This window comes from Pseudomonas sp. NPDC086566, assembly GCF_050280885.1.
Classification (GTDB): domain Bacteria; phylum Pseudomonadota; class Gammaproteobacteria; order Pseudomonadales; family Pseudomonadaceae; genus Aquipseudomonas; species Aquipseudomonas vlassakiae.
This window is the reverse complement of the sequence record NZ_JBNNWD010000005.1, coordinates 88,980-111,377: the sequence shown is the minus strand read 5'-3', so window position 1 is coordinate 111,377 and position 22,398 is coordinate 88,980. Positions and strand designations below refer to the sequence as shown.

Genomic DNA, 22,398 nt, shown 5'->3' with positions numbered 1-22,398 from the left:
TCGCATCCTCCGCCCAGGCGCGTTCAACCTTTGAGCAGGGCGAACAGCAGCATCACATTCAGCACCAGCGACAGCAGGGCCAAGGTGCGCCATACCTTCAACGGCTCACGCTCCAGCAGCGGGCGAGGGCGGCTGGGCAGTTCCTGACGATCGCCGCGTTCGAGCAACAGTAACCATTGCTCGGCGGTCTCGAAGCGATGCGCCGGGTCTGCCGCCACGGCCTGCAGCAGGTTGTGCTGCAACCATTCGGGCAGGTCGGGGCGATAGCGGGAGGGGTTCATGGCCTGACCAAAGCGTGGGCGCTGGAAGGCCTCGATCTCCCCATAAGGGTAATGCCCGGTCAGCAGGTGATAGAGCGTGACGCCGGCGGCATACAGGTCCTGGCGCGGGCTCGGTGGCTGGCCTTGGTAGGCTTCCGGGGCGATGTACGATGGCGTGCCGGGCAATTCGTGCAACGGCTCTTGGGACAGGCCCGGGCAATACGCCAGGCCGAAGTCCAGCAAGCGTACCTGGCCGTCATCGCCCAGGTGCAGGTTTTCCGGTTTGATGTCGCGGTTCAGCAGGTTTCGTCGGTGCAGCACGCCGACGGCCTGAAGCAGCTGACGGGCGATTTCCAGCCATTGTGCGAGCGCTAATGGGCCATGTGCTTCCAGGTACGCGGCGAGGGTCGTGCCGCTGTGTTCGCGCATCACGTAGTACAAGTGCTGGCGCTGGCTGGCGGCATGCAGTTCGGGGAAGTGTCGGCCAGCAACCCGGCGCAGGAACCACTCTTCCAGTAGCAGGGCCTGAGCGGCACCAGGTTGTTGTTCACGCTCGGCGGGCAAGGTTTTCAGCAGCCAGGCTTGGCCGTTGGCATCGCGCACGCGGTAGAGCAGTGCTTGGCGACTGTGTGCCAGGCACGTTTCGACCTGCCAGCCATCGAGCGCCTGGCCCTGGCGCAGCGGGCCAGGCAATGGCCATTGCTGCAGTTGCAACAGGGTGTCGCCGAGGTCGGCCGTGCCCAGCTGATCGACCCGCACCAGCAAGGCGCTGGCGTTGTCCTGGCTACCGTTGTGATGGGCGCTGGCCACCAGGGTGTCGGCGGCCGACTGCAGGTCGGGCTGCTCGCGCAGGACGGCCTGAATGTGCTGGTCGCCAAGGCTGGCCCACACGCCGTCGCTGAGTAGCAGGTAGCACTCGCCCGCTTGCAGCTCGCCGTCCAGGTAGTCGACCAGCAGGTGCTGGTCCAGGCCTAGTGCGCGCTTGAGCACATGTTGCATACCGGGCTGGTCCCAGACGTGGTCTTCACTCAGGCATTGCAGGCGCCCGGCGTGCCAGCGATAGGCCCGGCAATCGCCCACGTGGGCCAGGGTGAAACGGCGCCCGCGCAGCACCAGGGCGCTGAGTGTGGTCAGCAGCGGCTGGCTGCCTTGGGCGCGTAACCAGCGGTTCTGTGCCAGCAACAGGCGGTCGAGGGCCTGGGCCACGCCCCAGGTCGCGGGCGTCGCGTAGTAGTCCATGGCCAGCGCCTGCAGGCTGGCGCGAGCGGCAAGGCCACCGTCGGCACATTGGCTGACGCCATCGGCAAGGGCGAACAGGTAGCCTTTGCTGGCGGCCAGCTCCGGCGCGGGCGTGACCAGGCGCAGGGCATCCTGGTTCTCCCTGCGGGGGCCGGTGGCGCTGGCCTGGGCGAAGCTGAGCTGCAGGTTCATGGTCGTCTTCAGACCCGCGCAGCGGTAACCGCTGCCGAGCCCCAGGTGGTACGCCAGCGTTGCTTGACCCCGTGCAGGCCGAACCAGGCGAGCAAGCCGAGGCTGGCGAACAACCACAGGCCTAGCTGATAGTCGCCGGTGTGCTGCTTGATGGCGCCAAGCCCTGCTGCCAGCAGGAAGCCGCCGATGCCACCGGCCATGCCGATCAGCCCGGTCATCACGCCGATCTCCTGGCGGAAGCGTTGCGGTACCAGCTGGAACACCGCGCCATTGCCGGCGCCGAGGCCGAGCATGGCACTGACGAACAGTGCCAGGGCGGCTGTGGCGCTCGACAGGTTGAAGCCAACTGCCGCGATGCAGACGGCAGCCACGCTGTACATGCCGAGCAGCGTGCGGACGCCGCCGAAACGGTCGGCCAGGGCGCCACCCAGCGGGCGCATCAGGCTGCCGGCGAACACGCAGGCGGCGGTGTAGTAGCCGGCAGTGACCGGGCTCAGGGCGTACTGGTCGCTGAAGTAGCCGGGCAGGGCGCTGGCCAGGCCGATGAAGCCGCCAAAGGTGACGCTGTAGAAGAACATGAACCACCAGCTGTCACGGTCGCCCAGGGCGCTGAGGTAGTCGGCCGCTGCCTTTGGCTTGGGCCGCTGCGGGGCATTGCGCGCCAGCAGGGCGAACAGCGCCAGGGTCAGCAACAGCGGGAGCACGGCAAAGCCGAACACGTTGTTCCAGCCAAACCCTGCAGCCAGCACCGGGGCCAGCAGGGCAGCGAATACCGTACCGGAGTTGCCTGCGCCGGCGATGCCCATGGCCTTGCCCTGGTGTTGTGGCGGGTACCACTGCGAGGCGAGCGGCAGCGACACGGCGAACGAGGCGCCGGCAACACCGAGGAACACGCCCAGCAGCAGGGCTTGCTCATAGGTGTGCACACCCAGGTACCAGGCGCCGGCCAGGGCGACGATGACCATCGTCTGGCCGATCAGGCCGGCGGTCTTTGGCGACAGGCGATCAACCAGCACGCCCATGACGAAGCGCAGCACTGCACCGGCAAGGATCGGCGTGGCCACCATCAGGCCGCGCTGCTGGGTGCTCAGTTGCAGGTCTGCAGCAATCTGCACCGCGAGCGGGCCAAGCAGGTACCAGACCATGAAGCTCAGGTCGAAATACAGGAACGCGGCGAACAGCGTGGGCACATGCCCGGATTTCCAGAAGCTGGTACTCATCGAACACCTCACTCGGCAATGCAGCGGAAACGAAAAAGACGCCGCTGCCCGGCCCACTGGCGTGGAGCGGAGAGCGACGTCTTTGTCGGGAGTTTTATGAGGCAACCGCCGTTGGCTACCGGTGGATCATGTTCAGCAAGAGCTGGGCCAACTTTTCATCTGGCGGCTTTGTCGATACTTTCGGGGGGCAGGCACCTGCAGGGCTAGCCGAGCATTTCATGCATGGCGATGATCTGCTCGGCCACCTGGATGAGTTTCTGCTGCCGGCTCATGGCCTGCCGGCGCATCAAGGTGTAGGCCTGTTCTTCGTTGCAGTCCTTCATCTTCATCAGCAGCCCCTTGGCCTGCTCGATGCGCTTGCGCTCTGCCAGTTGCTGGTCGCGGGCCAACAGCTGGGCCTTGAGTGCCTGGTCGCTCTCGAAGCGCACCATGGCGACATCGAGAATGGGCTGCAGCCGCGCCGCCTGGATGCCTTCGACGATGTAGGCGCTGACCCCGGCCTGGATCGCCTGGCGCATCACGGTCGGGTCGTGCTCGTCGGTGAACAGCACGATGGGCCGTGGCTGGTCGCGGCTGACCAGCACCACCTGCTCCATCACGTCACGGTCAGGTGAGTCGGTATCGATCAGTATGACGTCCGGGCGCACCGTTTCGACGCAGGCGGGCAGGTCGATGGTCAGGTCTGGCGCCTCGATCACCTCGAACCCGGCTTCGCGTAATGCGGCCTTGAGGCGGCCAAGCTTCTTCTGGGTGTCGTCGATCAGCAGGATGCGCAGCATGGTGATGGCCCTCACAGACCGACTCGGGCATCGGGCGCCGGGCCCAGGGCGTGCAGGCGGAAGCTGCGGGCGTAGGCATAGGGGTCGGTACCATCCCAGCGCGTGCCGTCGATGAGCAGGCTGCTGCGCATGGCCGAGTCGGGGCAGTACACGCCGAGTGCGCCAGCGGCTTCGCGGTACAGCTGCAATTGCTGCACCTGGCGAGCCACGCCGAGGTAGTCGGGGTCATTGCGCAACAGGCCCCAGCGGCGGAACTGGGTCATGAACCACATGCCATCGGACAGGTAGGGCAGGTTGGCGCGGCCTTGATCGAACAGGCGCAGGGCGTGCCGGTCATGCCAGGCGTTGCCCAGACCGTCCTGATAGTCACCCAGCAGGCGCGGCTCGATGTTTTCGACCGGTGTGTCGAGGTAGACGCTGCCGCTGAGCAGTTGCGCGGTGCTGCGCAAGTTCTCCGGACTCTGCTCGATGAACCGGCTGGCAGCGAGTACTGCCTTGACCAGTGCACGTGCGCTGTTGGGGCAGTGCTCGACGAACGCGCGGGTGCAGGCCAGTACTTTCTCCGGGTGGTCGGGCCAGATCGACTGGCTGGTGGCCAGGGTGAAGCCCTGACCCTGGCTGACGGCGGCAGCAGCCCAAGGCTCGCCGACGCAGAAGCCGTCGATGCGCCCGGCCTGGATGTGCGCCGTCATCTGGGCCGGTGGCACCACCACGCTGGTGACGTCGTGCAGCGGGTGGATGCCCTGGCTGGCCAGCCAGTAATACAGCCACATGGCGTGGGTACCGGTGGGGAAGGTCTGGGCGAAGGTCAGCCGTGCGCCCTGCTGGTGCACCCGCTGCGCCAGTGCCTCAGGGCTGGTCACGCCCTGCTGCTGCAAGGCGGGTGACAGGTTGATGGCCTGGGCGTTCTGGTTCAGCCCCATGAGCACCGCCATGTCGCTGGCCGGTACACCGCCGATGCCCAGGTGCACGGCATAGACCAGGCCGTACAGGCAATGGGCGGCATCCAGCTCGCCGCTGGCCAGCTTGTCGCGCAGGCCGGCCCAGGAACCCTGGCGTACCAGGTTGAGGGTCAGGCCGTGTTGCTGGGCGAAGCCCTGGGTGGCGGCGACCACCACCGAGGCGCAATCGGTCAGGGCCATGTAGCCGATGTTGAGGCTGGTTTTTTCCGGCGCGTCGCTGCCGTTTACCCAGGCTAGAGGTGGGGTATTCACGAAGGTCCTCGCCCGTACTGAATAGGCTGTAGGCAAACGAAGTAGCAACCCATGTGCCAAGCCCCTGTCATGCCAGGCGCGCGCTGGCTATAATCGCTGCCTCACTTACCCCGAGCCTTGCCCGCCCATGTATACCCTGGCCCGCCAGCTGCTGTTCAAGCTTTCCCCGGAAACCTCCCATGACTTGTCCCTGGACCTGATCGGCGCCGGTGGCCGGCTTGGGCTCAACGGTGTGCTGTGCAAGCAGCCGGCGGCGCTGCCGGTGACCGTGATGGGCTTGAACTTCGCCAACCCGGTGGGGCTGGCGGCGGGCCTGGACAAGAACGGTGCGGCCATTGACGGCTTTGCCCAGCTGGGCTTCGGCTTCGTCGAGATCGGCACCGTGACCCCGCGTCCGCAGCCGGGCAACCCCAAGCCGCGGTTGTTCCGCCTGCCGCAGGCGACGGCGATCATCAATCGCATGGGGTTCAACAATCTGGGCGTCGATCACCTGCTCGCGCGCGTGCGCGCTTCGCGTTACGACGGTGTGTTGGGCATCAATATCGGCAAGAATTTCGATACCCCGGTCGAGCGTGCGGTCGACGACTACCTGATCTGCCTGAACAAGGTCTATACCGAAGCCAGCTACATCACCGTCAACGTCAGCTCGCCAAATACCCCGGGCCTGCGCAGCCTGCAATTCGGTGACTCGCTCAAGCAACTGCTCGATGCCCTGGCCGAGCGCCGTGAGCAGCTGGCCACCGAGCACGGCAAGCGCGTGCCGCTGGCGATCAAGATCGCCCCGGACATGAGCGACGAGGAAACCGCACTGGTCGCCAGCGCGCTGTTGGCGTCGGGGATGGATGCGGTGATCGCGACCAACACCACCCTGGGCCGCGAAGGCGTCGAAGGGCTGGAGCATGGTGGCGAAGCCGGCGGCCTGTCGGGTGCGCCAGTGCTGGAGAAGAGCACGCACATCGTGAAGGTGCTGGCGGGGGAGCTGGGTGGCAAGCTGCCGATCATCGCCGCCGGTGGCATCACCGAAGGTCGCCATGCAGCAGAGAAAATCGCCGCAGGTGCGAGCCTGGTGCAGATCTACTCGGGCTTCATCTATAAAGGCCCAGCGCTGATTCGTGAAGCGGTGGACGCCATTGCTGCGATGCCACGTTGACCTGACCGGGCCTCTTCGCGGGTCAACCCGCGAAGAATCCAGCGTTGATGTAAGATCGGGCCCATAAAAAAGGGCCCCTTCAAAGGGGCCCCTGGGCCGAAGCCCGCCGCCCGGATAGGGCGCGCATGGGTAATTCGAATTCAGTGTCCTCGTTCAGCCAACGGCGTGATTTTCGTTGAGTCTATGGATGCCAGCGGTGCCAGTCATTCCGTCCCAGTTATCACCGCGACCTTCGCGCCAGCCGTTGATCCAGGCTTGGCGAACTGAAGGAAGTGTAAAGGGGCAAAGTTCGCGGGATTTGCCGGTGACCCCGTATTGGTAGCCACGTGAATATGCTCTTTCCAACGGATCACGCTTAAGTCTTCTCATAGGGTGTTGCCCTCACTTGTTGACTGTAATGTCCCGTCGGCCTCTCCGAGGCCGGGCAGAGTCTTTCTGCCGGTTTTGCGCTCGCTGCCGGCGTGGCGAGCTGAAGGTGCCGCCTCATTGCGAAGCGGCCTGAGACCAGTTCTAACGAATGCAGGTCACGGTGGGAATGATCAATTTGTCATAAGCACGTAACCTTTCCGAGGGTGAGGGGATAAGTAAATAAATGCGACTCAACCTTGTTTGGCGTTGAGCCCGCTATGATCAGGGTTTGCCGAACCTTGGCGTCATTTCGCCAGCGTTGCGGCGGCACGGCAGAAATATTTGGTAATGCGACGAAGGGTCACACGGCCCGCGACGTCGACGGAAATTATTGGTACTGCCTGATGATCTAAGCTGTTTTTGCCACTTGGCGAGCGGCAGATCGATCAGGCGGCCCGGCCCCTCGGTTGCGATGACGCAGCGGGGAGGCCACTCGGACGCTTGCTGGAAGGGCGTTCGGGCAAACATCGGCAAGGCGATGCGTCGCCTCGTCACTTACATAGCCCAAGGCGCTGGAATACTCATGTCGGACCGTTTCGAACTCTATCTCACCTGCCCCAAAGGCCTGGAAGGCCTGCTTGCCGAAGAGGCCCGAGGCCTCGGCCTGGATGATGTGCGTGAGCACACCTCGGCCATTCGCGGCGCCGCCGACATGGAAACCGCCTACCGCCTGTGCCTGTGGTCACGCCTGGCCAACCGCGTGCTGCTGGTGCTCAAGCGCTTCCCGATGAAGAATGCCGACGACCTCTATGATGGTGTGCACGCCGTCGATTGGGCCGACCACCTGGCTGCCGACGGCACCTTGGCCGTGGAATTCAGTGGCCATGGTTCGGGCATCGACAACACCCACTTCGGTGCCCTCAAGGTCAAGGACGCGATCGTCGACAAGCTGCGCAACCGTGAGGGCCTGCGCCCATCGGTGGAAAAGGTCGACCCGGATATCCGCGTGCACCTGCGCCTGGACCGTGGCGAGGCAATCCTCTCGCTCGACCTGTCCGGCCACAGCCTGCACCAGCGTGGCTATCGCCTGCAGCAAGGCGCCGCGCCGCTGAAGGAAAACCTGGCCGCTGCGGTGCTGATCCGCGCCGGCTGGCCGCGCATTGCTGCCCAAGGCGGCGCCCTGGCCGACCCGATGTGCGGTGTCGGTACCTTCCTGGTGGAGGCGGCGATGATCGCTGCCGACATTGCCCCCAACCTCAAGCGTGAGCGCTGGGGCTTCAGTGCCTGGCTCGGCCATGTGCCGGCCACCTGGCGCAAGGTCCACGAAGAGGGCCTGGCCCGTGCGCAAGCCGGCCTGGCCAAGCCGCCACTGTGGATTCGCGGTTACGAAGCCGACCCGCGGCTGATCCAGCCGGGGCGCAACAACGTCGAGCGTGCCGGCCTGGGCGACTGGGTGAAGATCTACCAAGGCGAAGTCAGCACCTTCGAGCCACGCCCGGACCAGAACCAGAAAGGCCTGGTCATCAGCAACCCCCCGTACGGCGAGCGCCTGGGTGACGAAGCCAGCCTGCTGTACCTCTACCAGAACTTTGGCGAGCGCCTGCGCCAGGCCTGCATGGGCTGGGAAGCAGCGGTGTTCACCGGCGCGCCGGAGCTGGGCAAGCGCATGGGCATCCGCAGCCACAAGCAATATGCCTTCTGGAACGGCGCCTTGCCGTGCAAGCTGCTGCTGTTCAAGGTTCAGCCTGATCAGTTCGTCACTGGTGAGCGCCGCGAGGCCCAGGCCGACAATGGCGAGGCCCGCCGCCCAGCGGCTGTTGCCAGCGAGCCGGCACGCCTGTCGGAAGGCGCACAGATGTTCGCCAACCGCCTGCAAAAGAACCTCAAGCAGCTTGGCAAGTGGGCTCGCCGCGAGCAGGTCGACTGCTACCGCCTGTACGATGCCGACATGCCTGAGTATGCCCTGGCTGTCGACCTCTATCAGGATTGGGTGCACGTGCAGGAATACGCAGCCCCGCGCTCGATCGACCCGGACAAGGCCCAGGCACGCCTGCTCGACGCCCTGGCGGCGATCCCCCAGGCACTGAACATCGACCCGCAGCGAGTGGTGCTCAAGCGCCGCGAGCGCCAGAGCGGCACGCGCCAGTACGAGCGTCAGGCCACCGAAGGCCGCTTCCAGGAGGTGAACGAAGGTGGCGTCAAGCTGCTGGTCAACCTTACCGACTATCTCGACACCGGGCTGTTCCTCGACCACCGCCCGATGCGCATGCGCATCCAGCGCGAGGCGGCTGGCAAACGCTTCCTCAACCTGTTCTGCTATACCGCCACGGCGACCGTGCACGCGGCCAAAGGCGGGGCCCGCAGCACCACCAGTGTCGACCTGTCGAAAACCTACCTGGACTGGGCACGGCGCAACCTGGCGTTGAACGGCTTCTCCGAACGTAACCGCCTGGAGCAGGGCGATGTGATGGCCTGGCTGGAAGCCAACCGCGACAGCTACGATCTGATTTTCATCGACCCGCCGACCTTCTCCAACTCCAAACGCATGGAAGGGGTGTTCGACGTACAGCGCGACCATGTGCAATTGCTCGACTTGGCCATGGCCCGCCTGGCACCGGGTGGCGTGCTGTATTTTTCCAACAACTTCCGCAAGTTCCAGCTCGATGAGCATGTCAGTACGCGCTATGCCGTGGAGGAAATCAGCGCCCAGACCCTGGACCCGGACTTCGCTCGCAACAACCGGATCCACCGCGCCTGGCGCCTGCAGTTGCGTTAATTCGACGAGGCGCATTGCGCGCCTAATGGCCAATAGCTATAACTCAGCACAGGGCCAGAAGTTTCGCAGGACGCTGACGTGATGAGATCTCTCTATGTCGAAGTGGGGCGTGCGTGCGAAGGTGCTGGGCCTGTGCAGCGAGGCAATGGCTGCCTGGGCGGTGGCGCTGGTCGCGTTGGTGGCCGGCGTGCTGCTCTCGGCTGGCCTCGCGCTGGCCGCGCAGGCGCTCTACAAGCAGCAGTTGCGCCAGCGCTTCGAACTGATGGCCAGCGAGCGCCATAGCCGTATAGCCGAGCGTTTCGACGACCAGGAGCAACGCCTGGATGGCTTGCGGCGTTTCTTCACCTATGCCAATGAAATCACCCCGAGCGAGTTCGATGGCTATGCCCGCCCCTTGTTGCAGCGGACCCAGGCGTATTCCTGGGCGCCGCGGGTCGAGGGCGGGCAGCGGCGCGAGTTCGAACGCCAGGCCAGTGCCTGGCTGGGGCAGGATTACCTGATCCGTGAGGTGGATGGCGCTGGTAACTGGCGCCCTTCGCCACGGCGAGCCTATTACTACCCGGTGCTTTATACCCAGGCCGAGCATATGCAGGGGCAACCCTACGGGCTCGACCTGCGCAGCCAGCCGGCCCGCGAGCAGGCCTTGGCGCGCGCCATGCTGCCAGGCAGCATGGCGGTTTCCGAACCGCTGGACATGCTCAGTGTCGCCCCGGACCTTGGCCGTGGGCTGTTGATGGTCGCACCGGTATTCCGTGCTGCATGGCCGGATGACCCGCCAGCGGGATATGTCATGGCCTTGCTGAACATGCGCCAGTTGGTCACCGAAGGCCTGCCCATCGCTGAAGATGACAATCTGGTGGTGCGCATCATCGACCCGAGCGGGCGGGAAGGCCATGAAGTGTTGTTCGATTCGCAAAATCCGGTGGCGGCACTGGCCATGGTCAGCACGCAGCTGCTGCGTCTGGCCGACCATCATTTCCAGCTCGACATTCGCCCGAGCCAGGCATTCCTGCGGGCCAACCCGTCCACTGCTGCCTTCGCCGTGGGTCTGCTGGGCGGCTTGTTGAGCCTGCTGCTGAGTGTTCTGCTGTACAACCTGTTCAGCCAGCGCCAGCGTGCCTTGACCCTGGTCGAACAACGTACGGCGGAGCTGCGGGTCAGCGAGCAATCGTTGCGTGAGACCCACAACCAGTTGCGTAGCGTACTGGATGCAGCGACCCAGGTGGCCATCATCGCGACCGGCCTCAGAGGCGAAGTCAGCACCTTCAACGCCGGTGCCGAACGCATGCTGGGTTATTCGGCCAGCGAAGCAATCGGGCACCTGCACCTGGAGGACCTGGTGATGCCCGAAGAGCTCAGCCAGCGTGCCCGTGCTTTAAGCCAGCGCTATGGGCGGCACATCGCCGGAGGCCAGGCAATGTTCGCCGAGACCATCCAGGACAGCGGCGGTGAACCAGGCGAGTGGACCCTGGTGCGCAAGGATGGCAGCCATTTGCTGGCCAACATGCTGGTGACTGCCGTGCTCGACGAGCAGGGACTCTGGGTCGGCTACCTGGCGATCTGTATCGATGTCACCGAGCGGCGCCGGGTGCACGAGGCCCTGGCCCTGCGAGATCGTTTGCTGGAGAAGCTCAGCGCGGAGGTGCCGGGCGGGATCTACCAGTACCGGCTGGACGCCGATGGCCACTCGTGCTTCCCCTATGCCAGCCAGGGGCTGTTCGACATCTACGAGGTCGACCTGCAGCTGCTGCGCGAGGATGCCTCGGCGGTATTCGAGCGCATTCATCCCGACGACCTGGAGCGCGTGCGCCGTTCGGTGCGCTATTCGGCCGAACACCTGTCGCCATGGCGCGAAGAGTATCGGGTACGCCTGCCGCGGGCCGGGTTGCGTTGGGTGCGCGGCGAGGCAACGCCCGAGGTCGGCGAAAATGGTTGCACGCTGTGGCATGGCTATCTCACTGATATCTCGGACCTCAAAGGGGTGGAGGAAGAGTTACGGGCGCTGTCGGTCACCGATTCGCTGACCGGTATTCATAACCGCCGCTATTTCCAGGAACGACTCAAGGTCGAACTGGATCGTGCCCAGCGGGATGCACAGGACTTGGCCGTGATCATGCTCGACATCGACCATTTCAAGCGGATCAACGATCAGTACGGCCATGCCGTGGGTGACCGTGTGCTGCGCAGCCTGTGCCAACGCATTGGCCAGCGCTTGCGCCGCACCGATGTGTTCTGCCGGTTGGGTGGGGAGGAGTTCATGGTGCTGTGCCCTGGAAGCAATGTCGAACAGGCGCGGACGCTGGCCACGGAGCTGTGGCAAGGCGTGCGCAGTGTGCCGGTCGAAGGGGTGGGCAAGGTGACTGCTAGCTTTGGCGTGGCCGGGTGGCGGCAAGGGGAGGGGGCTGATGCCTTGTTGCTGAGGGCGGACGCGGGGGTGTATGCAGCCAAGCAGGCAGGCCGCGACCGGGTTGAGGCAGAGTTGACCTGAGGTTTATTTGCTGCCCGTACCGGCCTCTTCGCGGGTGAGCCCGCTCCCACAGGTGCACCACAGGCTTCAGGCATTGTGGTATCTCGGTGGGAGCGGGCTTGCCCGCGAAGAGGCCAGTGCAGGTTATCGAAGCATCAAGGTGCTGCAGCCGTCGCGCTGTTGTTCAGCTTCGGCTGGCGATACAGGTCCAGCAGCACTTGGTCGAGCACCTGCGAGGCACCCCATGGCTTCGGATCGTTGAGGATCGCTGCCACCGCCCAGGTATTGCCATTGCTGTCGCGGCTGAAGCCGGCAATCGCTCGCACGGTATTCAGGGTGCCGGTCTTGATGTGCCCTTCACCGGTCATGGCGGTGCGCTTGAGACGTTTGCGCATGGTGCCGTCCATGCCCACCAGCGGCATCGAGCTGATGAACTCGGCCGAGTAAGGGCTGTTCCACGCCGCTTGCAGCAGCGCTGCCATTTCGCGGGTGCTGACCCGCTCGGCGCGTGACAGCCCGGAGCCGTTTTCCATCACCAGGTGCGGTGCGGTGATGCCCTTTTTCGCCAGCCACTGGCGCACCACGCGTTGTGCGGCCCGGGCATCGTCGCCATCGGCGTCGGTACGGAATTGTGCACCCAGGCTCAGGAACAGCTGCTGGGCCATGGTGTTGTTGCTGTACTTGTTGATGTCGCGGATCACTTCCACCAGGTCTGGCGAGAAGGCCCGGGCCAGCAGGCGAGCGCTCTTGGGCACGTTTTCGATGCGGTCACGGCCCTGGATGCTGCCACCCAGCTCGTTCCAGATCGCCCGCACGGCACCCGCCGCGTAGGTCGGGTGGTCAAGCAGCGACAGGTAGGTCTGCGAATTGCAGCCATCGCCCAGCTGGCCGGTGACGGTCACGCTGATGCCGTCGGGTTGCTGCACCGGGTTGTAGCGCACGTCGCCGCTGCACTGCTTGGAGGCCACGGCCTTGACCTGGTTGTCGATGTGGATGCTGGCGATCGGTGGTTCGACGGCAACGGTGACCTTGCCGCCGTCGTTACGGGCAACGAAGCGCAGGGCCTTGAGGTTGATCATCAGCGAATCCGGCTTGACCAGGAACGGCTTGTTGACGTCACCCCCGTCATCGTCGAACTGCGGCAGGTTGGGCTGCACGAAGTGGCTGCGGTCCAGCACCAGGTCGCCGGTAACGGTGCGTACGCCATTGGCGCGCAGATCACGCATCAGCAACCAGAGCTTTTCCATGTTCAGCTTGGGGTCACCGCCGCCCTTGAGGTACAGGTTGCCATTGAGCACACCGTTGCTCAGGGTGCCGTCAGTGTAGAACTCGGTTTTCCACTGGAAGGTGGGGCCGAGCAGCTCAAGGGCGGCATAAGTGGTGACCAGCTTCATGGTCGAGGCCGGGTTGACCGATACATCGGCGTTGAACACGGTCGCCGGGCCAGGGCCGTTAAGTGGCAGCATGACCAGCGACAGTGCGCTGTCCTGCAGCTTGTTGGCCTTGAGCGCTTGTTGGACTTTCGGCGGCAGGGAGGTATTGACGGCAGCTGCCTGGCTGGGCAATGCCAGCGGCAGCAGCAGGCCAGCGAGAACGAGGGGGCGGAGCTTTTTGATCATATGGATTAAATACCCTGCGGACGAGGGAAAAAGACAATGGGGCTGTACGAGATGATCACCCCAGGATGAAATATAGAGCGCATTATGCCCCAAGCGCAGCGCTCATGCGCCACGTTCGACGGAAAAGCGCCTTTGTAGCGTGGAAACTGGTAAAGTGCCGCGCGTTAATACTCAAGAGGATTGTTTCATGGCTACCAACCGTTCCCGTCGTCTGCGCAAGAAGCTGTGCGTTGATGAATTCCAGGAGCTGGGTTTCGAACTGAACCTGGGTTTCAAGGAAGACCTGTCCGACGAAGCCATCGATGCCTTCCTCGACGCCTTCCTGGCTGAAGCCATGGATGCCAACGGCCTCGATTACGTTGGCGGCGATGACTTCGGTCTGGTGTGCTCGGCCAAGCGCGGCTCGGTCAGCGAAGAGCAGCGTGCTACTGTCGAAGCCTGGCTCAAAGGCCGCAGCGAACTGACCAACATCGAAGTCAGCCCGCTGTTGGACGCCTGGTATCCGGAAAAGCCGATCAACCCGGCTTCCTGACCTGTGCATGAGTGGCGCCCCGCGCGGGCGCCGCTCAGTCAAGCCTTGGCCAGTTCCCTGGCCAGCGCTTTCTCCACTCGGCGCATATGCCGAGCCAGTACCTGCCGTTGCAGTCTGATGCACCCGGCAGACGACGTTTCTTCCTCCAGGGCCTCGCAGGCCGTCATCATGCGCCTTGCTTCCAGCAGCCGTGCCGCGCTGAGGATCTTGTGCGCCTGCTCGCGAATCTCGTCGGCCTGATGCTGGGGATCGAGGCTCATGAGCATTGCCAGGTCGTCCTGCAGGCTTGTGTGCACGGCAGTGAGAAAGCGGGTTCGGCTTCTGGCGTTGTTGCCGACGATGCCGGCCAGGCCCGCCAGGTTGAACAATGGCTCGATGGCTGGGTGTGGTCTGGGCACGATCTTGGCCAGGCATTGGCTGAGTGTACGCAGGCTGATGGGCTTGAGCAGGCAATCGTCCATGCCGGCGCTGAGGCACTTTTGCCTGACTTCGGGTTGGGCGTTTGCGGTGTAGCCCAGAATGACGCAGCGCGGTCGCCCGCTCTGGCGCTCTTCGCTGCGCACGGCGGTGGCCAATTGGTAGCCGCTCATGTGCGGCATGTTGCAATCGAGCACCAGCACGTCGAACGGCGTACGGCGCCATTTTTCCAGGCCTTCGCGGCCGTCGCTGGCGCTGGCATGGCTTAGCCCCAGGTAGCCCAGTTGCTGTGCCATCAGCAAGAGGTTGGCTGGGTGATCGTCGACCACCAGCACTTTCAGGCGACTGTCCGGGATGTCCACCTGCTCGGCCTCCCGCCCCTGAGGTGCCGGGGCGTCGACGCGCTCAAGCGGCAGCAGCAGGCGAACTTGCGTGCCAAAGTCCGGGAGGCTCTTGATGCTCAGGTTGCCACCCATCATCTCGCACAGGCTATGGCAGATAGCCAGGCCGAGCCCAGTGCCGGCGCGGGCACCCTGGCTATGCGGGTTGGCTTGGACGAACGGGTTGAACAGGCGCTGGAGGTCTTCGCCATTGATGCCGATGCCGCTGTCGCGCACTTCCAGTTCCAGCGTCGGGTGCGCGCCCGGGCCTTCGTCGCGCAAGCCGAGCGTGATGTTGATCTGGCCCTGCTCAGTGAACTTGATGGCGTTGCTGACTAGGTTGGACAGGATCTGCTTGAAGCGCAGCGGGTCGAGCAAGGCATGACCACGGGCTTCAGCGCTGATGCTGATGTCCAGGGCCAGGCCTTTCTGGCGCGCCTGCCCGTGGAAGACACGGCCGACCGACTCGACAAGCGCTGCCGGATCGACGGCCTCTGGATTGAGGGACAGGTGGCCGGACTCGATACGCACGATGTCCAGGATATCGCCGATCAGACCGAGCAAATCCCTGGCCGATTGGTGGGCGACTTCCAGCGAAGTAGGGTCCACTTGCCCTTGCAGTGAGCGCTTCAACGCCAGTTCGAGCATGCCGATGACCGCACTCATCGGCGTGCGGATCTCGTGGCTGATGGTGGCCAGGAAGGTACTCTTGGCGCGGTTGGCGTCGTCGGCCAGGCGCTTGGCTTCGCGTAGTTCCTGAACGAGTTTGCGCCGCTCGCTGATGTCGACCCAGCCGCCAATGATCCCTTGTACTTCACCCAGTGAATCACGGTAGGGCAGGATCCAGTGGTAAAGGGTCATTTCGCGATCCTTGAGGCGCAGGGGGCGGTCAATGATCAGCGGCACGCCGGCAGCCATCACCTGTTGGTAATCGGCCTGGATCTGGCGGGTGTTCTCGGCATCGGCGAACAGGCTCTCTTCCAGGCGTTTGCCAAGCACGACTTCCTGGCTGGACTGGACGGCTTCGAGGTAGCTGGCGTTGCAGCTTTGCAAGCGGCCCTCACGGTCGCGCACGTACATGGGGTGCGGGGTGCCATTGAGCAGTGCCCCCATGAACTCCAACTGATCGCTCAGCGCACGTTCGGCGCGTTGACGCTGCTTGATCTGCCCGCGCAGGCGAGCGTTCCACAGCAGCGCCAGCAACAGCAGCACGCCTGTCCCCAGCAGCACTTGCAGGATCAGGCGTCGCAAGCCTTGCCAGCTGGCATCTTCATGCACGTCGTAGCCGCGCCAGCGATTGTTGATCACCCCCAGTTCTTCCGGCGAGATACTCAGCAGGGCCTTGTCGAGCATGCTGGCAAGTGCTCTGTCCTGTTCGCGGGTGGCCATCGCGAAGTTGGCTGGCTCGCTGCCCACCGTGCTGCGTATGACCAGGTTGGAATTGACGGCAAGGGCGTGGTTGGCATCGATCAAGGGTGTGATCACGGCATCGACGGCGCCACTGTTGAGCAGCGCTACCGAATAATAGGGGCTTTCGGTCTCGATCCAGCCGATCTGCGGGAAGTGGGTCGACAGCAGGTCGTCCATGTTGCTGTAGCGGGAGATGGCGATACGATGTTTGTTCAACTGCTCCAGTGAACTGAACCGGTCGTCATGGGTACGGGTAACCAGTACGTGGGGGCTTTCGAGGTACGGCCGGCTCAAATGCAGGCGTTTGTCGTTGATGCCGTCGCTGGCAAGGGCCGCAATCATGTCTACACGCCCGTCTTCAAGCCGTGCGAGCATGTCGGCAATGCCATTGGCCCTTTGTACCTCGAAGCGCAGACCGGTACGCAGGCGTATCAGGTCCAGCAGGTCGGCGGTTATTCCGCGAAAATGGCCGTTGCCATCGAAATAGGAAAGGGGAGCTGCCGTTTCGTCAATCGCCACCTGCATCACCGGATGGCTGCGCAGCCACTGCTCCTCGTCTGCCGTCAACTGCAGCTGGCGATTGCTCAGCAGCAGTTCACTGCCCGCGCTCCAGCGCTTGAGAATACTGGCCTGCACCGAGCTTGACTGGCGGTCGAGGGTTGCATTGACCAGCTCTTTGAGCTGCACATCCTCGGCGCGCATGGCGAAACTGAAACCGAAGTGCTCGTGTTGACCGAAACTGGCCATGCGCAATCGTGGCAGATGCCCGCGATTGAGCTGGTAATGGGTCGAAATGGTATCGCCGACGAACACATCCGCCTGACCAAAGGCCACGGCGTTGAGGGCCTGGGTGGATGAGCCGAAAACCAGCACCTCGGCATTGGGGTAGCTAGCCTGGACTACCTCCTGCGGCAGGTAGTGGTAGAGCATGCCCAGGCGCATGCCATGCAGACCGCCATTGAGGGCACGCATTTCATCTTCGCGGGTGACCAGCACAGGTTGATCAACCGCATAAGGGTGCGAAAGCGTGACGCCTTCGGCTGTTGCTTCATAACCATTGGCGCTGCCGAGCAGGTCGATTTCGCCACGTTTGAGCGCCTGCAGCGCCGCCTGCCTGTGGGGGTAGCGCATGACCTTGACCGGCAGGTTCAGTGCTCTGCCGATCAGGCTCGCATATTCCGCAGTGAGGCCTTGATAAATCTGCCCGCCACTGGTGATGTCGAAGGGCGGGTAGTCAGGCGCCGAGGTGCCCAGGATCAGAGTATGCCGGCCCTCCAGCCACTTCTGTTGTTGCTCGGTCAGTGGCGGGTTGAGAGGCATCGCCGAAGAGCGGGCCAGCAGGGTATAGGGCTCGACCTCATGGGATGAAGCCTGCGCCAGCTCGCAGGCCAAGGCCAGTACGAGCCCCAGGCAAGTGATCAGATGCACCATCGAGGACCTCAGACCAGCGCGTTGCGTTTAGCCATTTCAATCAGGTCGACCAAGGTGTCGACCTGCAGTTTCTGCATGAGCCGCTTCTTGTAGGTACTGACGGTCTTGTTGCTGATGAACATGCCTTTGGCGATCTCCTGGTTGCTGCGGCCTTGGGCGAAAAGTTGCAGGACCATCAGTTCTCGGTCGTTAACGAGTCGGAAAAGTTGCAGGTCGGTGTCAGCTGTTGCGTGATCACTGTGTATCGCCTGGCTGGGGAAATAGTTATAGCCAGCCAGCACCGCCTTGATCGCGCTGAGGAGTTCGCTCAGGTCTTCCTCTTTGCATACATAGCCTGCGGCGCCGGAATGCATGCAGCGCATCGCGAACAATGCCGGAGTCTGTGCGGTGAGTATCAGAATCTTCAGCGGCAGGGCCATGGTCTGGAAGCGCGAAAGCACCTCAAGGCCGTCCAGTTTGGGAATGCTGATGTCGAGAATCACCAATTCTGGCTGGGTATCACGAATCATCTGTATGGCATCCACGCCATTGTCCGATTCACCCACGACCTTGTAGTTCTGGTTTTCCAGCAACATACGGACAGCAAGGCGTATGACTGGATGGTCATCGACGATAAATACGCTATTCATGTTCAATTTCCCTGCGGCGAATGGCGGAGGCAGGGTTGCACCTTACCCCAGTTGCAAGTCGCCGGGGGCAAGTGGAAGGGTAATTCGATATATATGGGAAACGGCTTACAGCGGAATACAAATTGAGCTACGAAGTGTAAAAATTTACTTCGTCGTCACAGACAATTCGCATACTTTTTGTTCTTTTGTGTACCCGTTGTTTATAAGGCAGTGGTGTTTGTAGGACGTTTCTTAAACATGGGCGTCGCTCGGTGTTGTGCCGGGCGACGCCTCGCCCTTAGCTCGGGTTTGAGTGCCCGGTCATTTCCCGAGCCATATCACTTGCATAGCTGTCGGTCATGCCTGCAATGAAATCGATCATGCGCAGGAACGCCTGGTGCAGGGAGTCGTGCGGGTTGGGGGCATTGTTACCGATCAGGTCCAGCACGCGTCGGCTCTTGAACGATGGCGTGCGGCCGCCATGTTGTTCCAGAGCGGCAGCGCAGAACGTGTTGAGGAGGATTTCCAGGGTGGTGTATGCGCCAATTTCATGCAGCGTCTTGCGCTTGTCCTGGAAAATCTTGTTTCGCGCCATATCCTTGGCCTGCAGCACGCAGCGCTTGGCCGGGCCGTGCATGTGCTCGACCAGGTCACCGCTCAGGCGCCCGCTCAACAGTGCCTGCTGCTGCTCGACAAAGGCGTGGGCAGCGGCATTGGTCAAGTGCTCGATCGCTTTGCCACGCAGTATGGCCAGTTTGCGTCGTCGGGAGTCGCCAGGGCCAAGCTGACGATAGGTCTCCGGCAGGTCATCGCCGACCAGGTCGAGCAGCAGCGCCTCGACTTCGGCGTAGTGCAGCAGCTCCATCTCCAGGCCGTCCTCCAGGTCGATCAGGGCGTAGCAGATGTCATCTGCCGCTTCCATCAGGTACACCAGCGGATGGCGCGCCCAGCGTTGTTCTTCGAGCTGCGGCAGGCCGAGCTTGCGGGCAATCTGTTCAAGCAGTGGCAGTTCGCTCTGGTAGCAGCCGAACTTGTGCTTTTTGTACCCGAGGGCATCGGCATGCCGTGCAGTCCAAGGGTACTTGAGGTAGGTGCCAAGGGTGGCGTAGGTGAGCCGGGTGCCGCCATCGAACTGGTGGTACTCGAGCTGGGTGAGCACACGAAAACCTTGCGCGTTGCCTTCAAAATTGAGGAAGTCGGCGCGTTCGTCGTCGCTCATGTCGTCCAGCCAGCCACGCCCGGCGGCCTGCTGGAACCAGTGGCGGATGGCGTCTTCACCGGAGTGGCCGAACGGTGGGTTGCCAATGTCGTGAGCCAGGCAGGCCGACTGCACGATCATGCCGAGGTCACTGGGCTCGCACCACTCGGGCAGGCTGCTGCGCAGTGTTTCGCCGACGCGCATGCCCAGTGAGCGGCCTACGCAGCTGACCTCCAGGGAATGGGTCAGGCGCGTGTGGATATGGTCGTTGCTGGTTACGGGGTGGACCTGGGTCTTGCGCCCGAGGCGGCGAAAGGCCCCTGAGAAGATGATCCGGTCATGGTCTTTGTGAAACGGGCTGCGGCCCAGTTCTTCGGCGCTATAGAGCGCTTTGCCAAGGCGTTCGCGGGTGAGCAGGGTGTGCCAGTCCAAGGCGCGGTCTCCTGTCGATCGAAGGGGATAGCTTCCAGCGTCGCGAGCAGGCGTGCAAGGGGACGATCGTGACCGGCCCTGGCGCAGGGGCCGGTCACGACGTTCAAGGGCGACGGTTGCCTTGCAGGTACAGGCGTACCAGTGGCAGCAGGCTGGTTCCCAGCCGGACCAGGCGGCCGAGGTTACCGCTGCGTACCCCTTTGCCGGTCAGAAAGCCCAGCGCCACGACGGCACCGATGCCCCACAACGGCGCGTGCTTGATACCCAACCCGCCATGCAGCGAGCCGCCCATGCCGCGCAGGCGCTGCAAGGGTTGCAGCAGCTGGCCGGATTCATGGCGGATCTCCTGGCGGTGCATTTCCATGCGCAGGCGTAGCAGCGCCTTGCGCAGCTCCCTTGGATTACGGGTGTTTGGTAGTTCAGGCAGGCTCATGGCAACAGGCGCTCCCGGTCCTTGGCCAGTTCGTCGAGGGTCGCACCAAAGGGTGAAGACTCATCGAACACAGCCGCTTTGAGGCGCAGGCCGCAATACAGCGCAGCCGCGCCATAGAAGACGCACAAACCAATGATGCCAGCCAGCCGATAGCTGTCCCACAGCAGCACCAGCAGCAAGCCGGACAAGGCCGTCAGCAGCAGTAGTGCGAACACCAGTGCCAGGCCGGCGAACAGCAGCAGGCTCAGGGTGCGTGCTTTCTGCTCCTGCAGTTCGATGCCGAACAGTTCGATGTGGCTGTGCAGCAGCCCCAGCAGTGCCGCGCCCAGGCGTTTGCCGGAAGCGCTGGTGCCAATGCTGTCATTCTCCATGGGTACTCCTCAGCGCCGGTTGGCCAGCAGGCCGATCAGCAGGCCGACGCCTGCGGCAATACCAATGGCCTGCCAGGGGTTCTCCTGGACGTACTGTTCGGCGCTACCGAGCGCTGCCTGGCCGCGCTCACGCACTGAATCCTGGGTCAGTTGCAAGGTTTCACGGGCTTGGGTCAGGCGCTCGTGGATCTGCTCGCGCAGTTCATCGGCCTGGTCGCCCGCCAGGTTGGCGGTATCGGCCAGCAAGCGCTCGGTATCGCGAACCAAGGCCTGGAAGTCAGCCATCAATATCTCTTGTGCAGTCTTTGCCGATTTGCTGGCCATGGGGCTCTCCCTATGAAGGTGTGCAGGTATGTAGGTCATTCGAGTGACCGGGTGTCTGGAAGGTTCAGTAGCGCCGCTGGTATGGGCCTTGCTATTGAAATTTGCCACAACGCGGGGCGTCGCCCGCAGCGGTGCGCCGAACCAGGGCGTCGACCCTGGGCGGATACCGATAAACCTTAACCCAATCCACGACAAACCCAAGAAAAAACCACGCAGGCCGCGCCCGGTTCGGCAAAACAGGGCAAAAGCTGGCACCGATTCGGTGCAGGGATGCAGGTTCTTGAACTGTCCTGGTGCTTTTTTTCAGCAGGTCTGCCTCTTTCATGGAAAACATGCACAGCGCGATGGACTCCCTGGTCCACGGCTCCAACACCCTGTTCATCCTGATGGGCGCCATTCTGGTGCTCGCCATGCACGCCGGCTTCGCCTTTCTCGAAGTGGGCACCGTGCGCCACAAGAACCAGGTCAACGCGCTGTCGAAGATCCTCAGCGATTTCGCCATCTCCGCGTTGGTGTATTTCTTCATCGGCTACTGGATCGCCTATGGCGTGAATTTCCTGCAGCCGGCGTCGCAACTGGCTACCGACCACGGCTATGCACTGGTCAAATGCTTCTTCCTGCTGACCTTCGCCGCCGCGATTCCCGCGATCATCTCGGGGGGGATCGCCGAACGTGCGCGCTTCGCGCCGCAGCTATGCGCCACGGCGTTGATCGTTGCGTTCATCTACCCCTTTTTCGAGGGCGTAGTGTGGAATGGCAACTTCGGCGTGCAGGCCTGGCTGCAGGCCCGCTTTGGGGCGCCGTTCCATGATTTTGCCGGCTCGGTGGTCGTGCATGCCATGGGCGGCTGGCTGGCGCTGGCGGCGGTGCTGTTGCTGGGCGCTCGGCGGGGGCGCTACCGCGACGGCCGCCTGGTGGCCTTCGCACCGTCGAGCATTCCCTTCCTGGCGCTGGGCTCGTGGATCCTGATCATCGGCTGGTTCGGCTTCAACGTGATGAGTGCCCAGACCTTGCAAGGTGTCAGTGGCCTGGTAGCGATCAATTCGCTGATGGCCATGGTCGGCGGCACCCTGGCAGCCTTGCTGGCCGGGCGCAACGACCCGGGCTTCCTGCATAACGGGCCGCTGGCCGGGCTGGTGGCGATCTGTGCCGGCTCTGACCTGATGCACCCCGTTGGCGCGTTGGCTACCGGGCTGGTGGCGGGCGTACTGTTTGTCTGGAGTTTCACCGCTGCGCAGAATCGCTGGAAGGTCGACGATGTCCTTGGTGTCTGGCCGCTGCACGGCCTTTGCGGCCTGTGGGGCGGCATTGCCTGCGGTGTGTTTGGCCAGGTGGCATTGGGTGGCATGGGCGGGGTCAGCCTGGTCAGCCAGCTGCTGGGCAGCCTGGCAGGCGTCCTGGTCGCACTGATCGGTGGTTTTGCCGTGTACGGCCTGATTCGCCAGGTGCATGGCCTGCGGCTGAGCCATGAACAGGAGTTCCAGGGCGCAGACTTGTCGCTGCACCGGATCGGCGCCACCAGCCAGGATTGAGCGGGGTCAGGTGCAGAGGGGGCAGGACGGACTTAGAATAAGTTTCTTCCTACAGCCAAATCGGGT

The 22,398-nt window shown here is 63.3% G+C and carries 17 protein-coding genes; 5 read left to right on the top strand and 12 right to left on the bottom strand.

The window, feature by feature from the left end; genetic code table 11:
* Nucleotides 1-23 precede the first annotated feature (23 nt).
* From ACQKPS_RS12920 to ACQKPS_RS12905, 4 genes are all read right to left on the bottom strand, one after another.
* Nucleotides 24-1,691 carry a protein kinase domain-containing protein gene (locus ACQKPS_RS12920; protein WP_427604353.1) on the bottom strand — a complete coding sequence of 556 codons (1,668 nt, stop codon included), beginning with the start codon at nt 1,689-1,691 and terminating at the stop codon, nt 24-26.
* A gap of 8 nt (nt 1,692-1,699) precedes the next feature.
* Nucleotides 1,700-2,911: a nitrate/nitrite transporter gene (locus tag ACQKPS_RS12915; RefSeq protein WP_427604351.1), complete on the bottom strand. Its 1,212-nt coding sequence runs from the start codon at nt 2,909-2,911 to the stop codon at nt 1,700-1,702.
* A 203-nt stretch (nt 2,912-3,114) separates the two neighbouring features.
* Nucleotides 3,115-3,690: an ANTAR domain-containing response regulator gene (locus ACQKPS_RS12910; protein WP_254480840.1), complete on the bottom strand. Its 576-nt coding sequence runs from the start codon at nt 3,688-3,690 to the stop codon at nt 3,115-3,117.
* Between the two features lie 11 nt (nt 3,691-3,701).
* Nucleotides 3,702-4,904 (bottom strand): CmpA/NrtA family ABC transporter substrate-binding protein, encoded by a 1,203-nt coding sequence (locus ACQKPS_RS12905; protein ID WP_427604348.1) that lies wholly within the window; start codon nt 4,902-4,904, stop codon nt 3,702-3,704.
* Between the two features lie 127 nt (nt 4,905-5,031).
* Between ACQKPS_RS12905 and ACQKPS_RS12900 the strand changes: the two genes are divergently transcribed.
* Nucleotides 5,032-6,054: a quinone-dependent dihydroorotate dehydrogenase gene (locus tag ACQKPS_RS12900; RefSeq protein WP_427604346.1), complete on the top strand. Its 1,023-nt coding sequence runs from the start codon at nt 5,032-5,034 to the stop codon at nt 6,052-6,054.
* A gap of 153 nt (nt 6,055-6,207) precedes the next feature.
* Here ACQKPS_RS12900 and rmf read toward each other — a convergent pair whose 3' ends face one another.
* Entirely contained in the window at nt 6,208-6,423 is a 216-nt protein-coding gene (gene rmf, locus ACQKPS_RS12895) for a ribosome modulation factor (RefSeq protein WP_079227119.1), read from the bottom strand.
* A gap of 562 nt (nt 6,424-6,985) precedes the next feature.
* Between rmf and rlmKL the strand changes: the two genes are divergently transcribed.
* Nucleotides 6,986-9,178 carry a bifunctional 23S rRNA (guanine(2069)-N(7))-methyltransferase RlmK/23S rRNA (guanine(2445)-N(2))-methyltransferase RlmL gene (gene rlmKL / locus ACQKPS_RS12890; protein WP_254480837.1) on the top strand — a complete coding sequence of 731 codons (2,193 nt, stop codon included), beginning with the start codon at nt 6,986-6,988 and terminating at the stop codon, nt 9,176-9,178.
* Between the two features lie 94 nt (nt 9,179-9,272).
* On the top strand, nt 9,273-11,666 hold the full coding sequence (locus ACQKPS_RS12885; RefSeq protein WP_254480836.1) for a sensor domain-containing diguanylate cyclase: 2,394 nt from the start codon (nt 9,273-9,275) through the stop codon (nt 11,664-11,666).
* A gap of 134 nt (nt 11,667-11,800) precedes the next feature.
* Here ACQKPS_RS12885 and dacB read toward each other — a convergent pair whose 3' ends face one another.
* Nucleotides 11,801-13,264, bottom strand: coding sequence for a D-alanyl-D-alanine carboxypeptidase/D-alanyl-D-alanine endopeptidase (gene dacB, locus ACQKPS_RS12880; protein WP_254480835.1), 1,464 nt, complete (start codon nt 13,262-13,264; stop codon nt 11,801-11,803).
* 187 nt (nt 13,265-13,451) lie between these two features.
* Between dacB and ACQKPS_RS12875 the strand changes: the two genes are divergently transcribed.
* Nucleotides 13,452-13,796, top strand: a complete 345-nt coding sequence (locus ACQKPS_RS12875; RefSeq protein WP_054883451.1) for a YggL family protein — start codon at nt 13,452-13,454, stop codon at nt 13,794-13,796.
* Between the two features lie 38 nt (nt 13,797-13,834).
* Here ACQKPS_RS12875 and ACQKPS_RS12870 read toward each other — a convergent pair whose 3' ends face one another.
* From ACQKPS_RS12870 to ACQKPS_RS12845, 6 genes are all read right to left on the bottom strand, one after another.
* Nucleotides 13,835-17,434: a transporter substrate-binding domain-containing protein gene (locus ACQKPS_RS12870; RefSeq protein ID WP_427604342.1), complete on the bottom strand. Its 3,600-nt coding sequence runs from the start codon at nt 17,432-17,434 to the stop codon at nt 13,835-13,837.
* Nucleotides 17,435-17,442: 8 nt separating this feature from the next.
* Nucleotides 17,443-18,063 carry a response regulator transcription factor gene (locus ACQKPS_RS12865; RefSeq protein WP_313203104.1) on the bottom strand — a complete coding sequence of 207 codons (621 nt, stop codon included), beginning with the start codon at nt 18,061-18,063 and terminating at the stop codon, nt 17,443-17,445.
* 277 nt (nt 18,064-18,340) lie between these two features.
* Nucleotides 18,341-19,672 (bottom strand): deoxyguanosinetriphosphate triphosphohydrolase, encoded by a 1,332-nt coding sequence (locus tag ACQKPS_RS12860; RefSeq protein WP_254480832.1) that lies wholly within the window; start codon nt 19,670-19,672, stop codon nt 18,341-18,343.
* Between the two features lie 103 nt (nt 19,673-19,775).
* Nucleotides 19,776-20,105, bottom strand: a complete 330-nt coding sequence (locus tag ACQKPS_RS12855; protein WP_254480831.1) for a hypothetical protein — start codon at nt 20,103-20,105, stop codon at nt 19,776-19,778.
* Complete coding sequence (locus ACQKPS_RS12850; RefSeq protein WP_152955821.1) at nt 20,102-20,476, bottom strand: phage holin family protein; 375 nt, start codon at nt 20,474-20,476, stop codon at nt 20,102-20,104. The genes ACQKPS_RS12855 and ACQKPS_RS12850 overlap by 4 nt, the downstream gene beginning before the upstream one ends.
* A gap of 9 nt (nt 20,477-20,485) precedes the next feature.
* On the bottom strand, nt 20,486-20,800 hold the full coding sequence (locus ACQKPS_RS12845) for a DUF883 family protein (RefSeq protein WP_254480830.1): 315 nt from the start codon (nt 20,798-20,800) through the stop codon (nt 20,486-20,488).
* 323 nt (nt 20,801-21,123) lie between these two features.
* Here ACQKPS_RS12845 and ACQKPS_RS12840 point away from each other — a divergent pair, with 323 nt between their 5' ends.
* A complete protein-coding gene (locus ACQKPS_RS12840; protein WP_176507776.1) occupies nt 21,124-22,332 on the top strand; it encodes an ammonium transporter in 1,209 nt (402 codons plus the stop codon).
* Nucleotides 22,333-22,398: the final 66 nt, after the last annotated feature.

Excerpts from the sequence above, each read along its gene's own strand:
- ACQKPS_RS12920 (WP_427604353.1), bottom strand. The coding sequence starts at position 1,691 with ATGAACCTGCAGCTCAGCTTCGCCCAGGCCAGCGCCACCGGCCCCCGC.
- ACQKPS_RS12915 (WP_427604351.1), bottom strand. The coding sequence starts at position 2,911 with ATGAGTACCAGCTTCTGGAAATCCGGGCATGTGCCCACGCTGTTCGCC.
- ACQKPS_RS12910 (WP_254480840.1), bottom strand. The coding sequence starts at position 3,690 with ATGCTGCGCATCCTGCTGATCGACGACACCCAGAAGAAGCTTGGCCGC.
- ACQKPS_RS12900 (WP_427604346.1), top strand. The coding sequence starts at position 5,032 with ATGTATACCCTGGCCCGCCAGCTGCTGTTCAAGCTTTCCCCGGAAACC.
- rmf (WP_079227119.1), bottom strand. The coding sequence starts at position 6,423 with ATGAGAAGACTTAAGCGTGATCCGTTGGAAAGAGCATATTCACGTGGC.
- rlmKL (WP_254480837.1), top strand. The coding sequence starts at position 6,986 with ATGTCGGACCGTTTCGAACTCTATCTCACCTGCCCCAAAGGCCTGGAA.
- ACQKPS_RS12885 (WP_254480836.1), top strand. The coding sequence starts at position 9,273 with ATGTCGAAGTGGGGCGTGCGTGCGAAGGTGCTGGGCCTGTGCAGCGAG.
- dacB (WP_254480835.1), bottom strand. The coding sequence starts at position 13,264 with ATGATCAAAAAGCTCCGCCCCCTCGTTCTCGCTGGCCTGCTGCTGCCG.
- ACQKPS_RS12875 (WP_054883451.1), top strand. The coding sequence starts at position 13,452 with ATGGCTACCAACCGTTCCCGTCGTCTGCGCAAGAAGCTGTGCGTTGAT.
- ACQKPS_RS12870 (WP_427604342.1), bottom strand. The coding sequence starts at position 17,434 with ATGGTGCATCTGATCACTTGCCTGGGGCTCGTACTGGCCTTGGCCTGC.
- ACQKPS_RS12865 (WP_313203104.1), bottom strand. The coding sequence starts at position 18,063 with ATGAATAGCGTATTTATCGTCGATGACCATCCAGTCATACGCCTTGCT.
- ACQKPS_RS12855 (WP_254480831.1), bottom strand. The coding sequence starts at position 20,105 with ATGAGCCTGCCTGAACTACCAAACACCCGTAATCCAAGGGAGCTGCGC.
- ACQKPS_RS12850 (WP_152955821.1), bottom strand. The coding sequence starts at position 20,476 with ATGGAGAATGACAGCATTGGCACCAGCGCTTCCGGCAAACGCCTGGGC.
- ACQKPS_RS12845 (WP_254480830.1), bottom strand. The coding sequence starts at position 20,800 with ATGGCCAGCAAATCGGCAAAGACTGCACAAGAGATATTGATGGCTGAC.
- ACQKPS_RS12840 (WP_176507776.1), top strand. The coding sequence starts at position 21,124 with ATGGAAAACATGCACAGCGCGATGGACTCCCTGGTCCACGGCTCCAAC.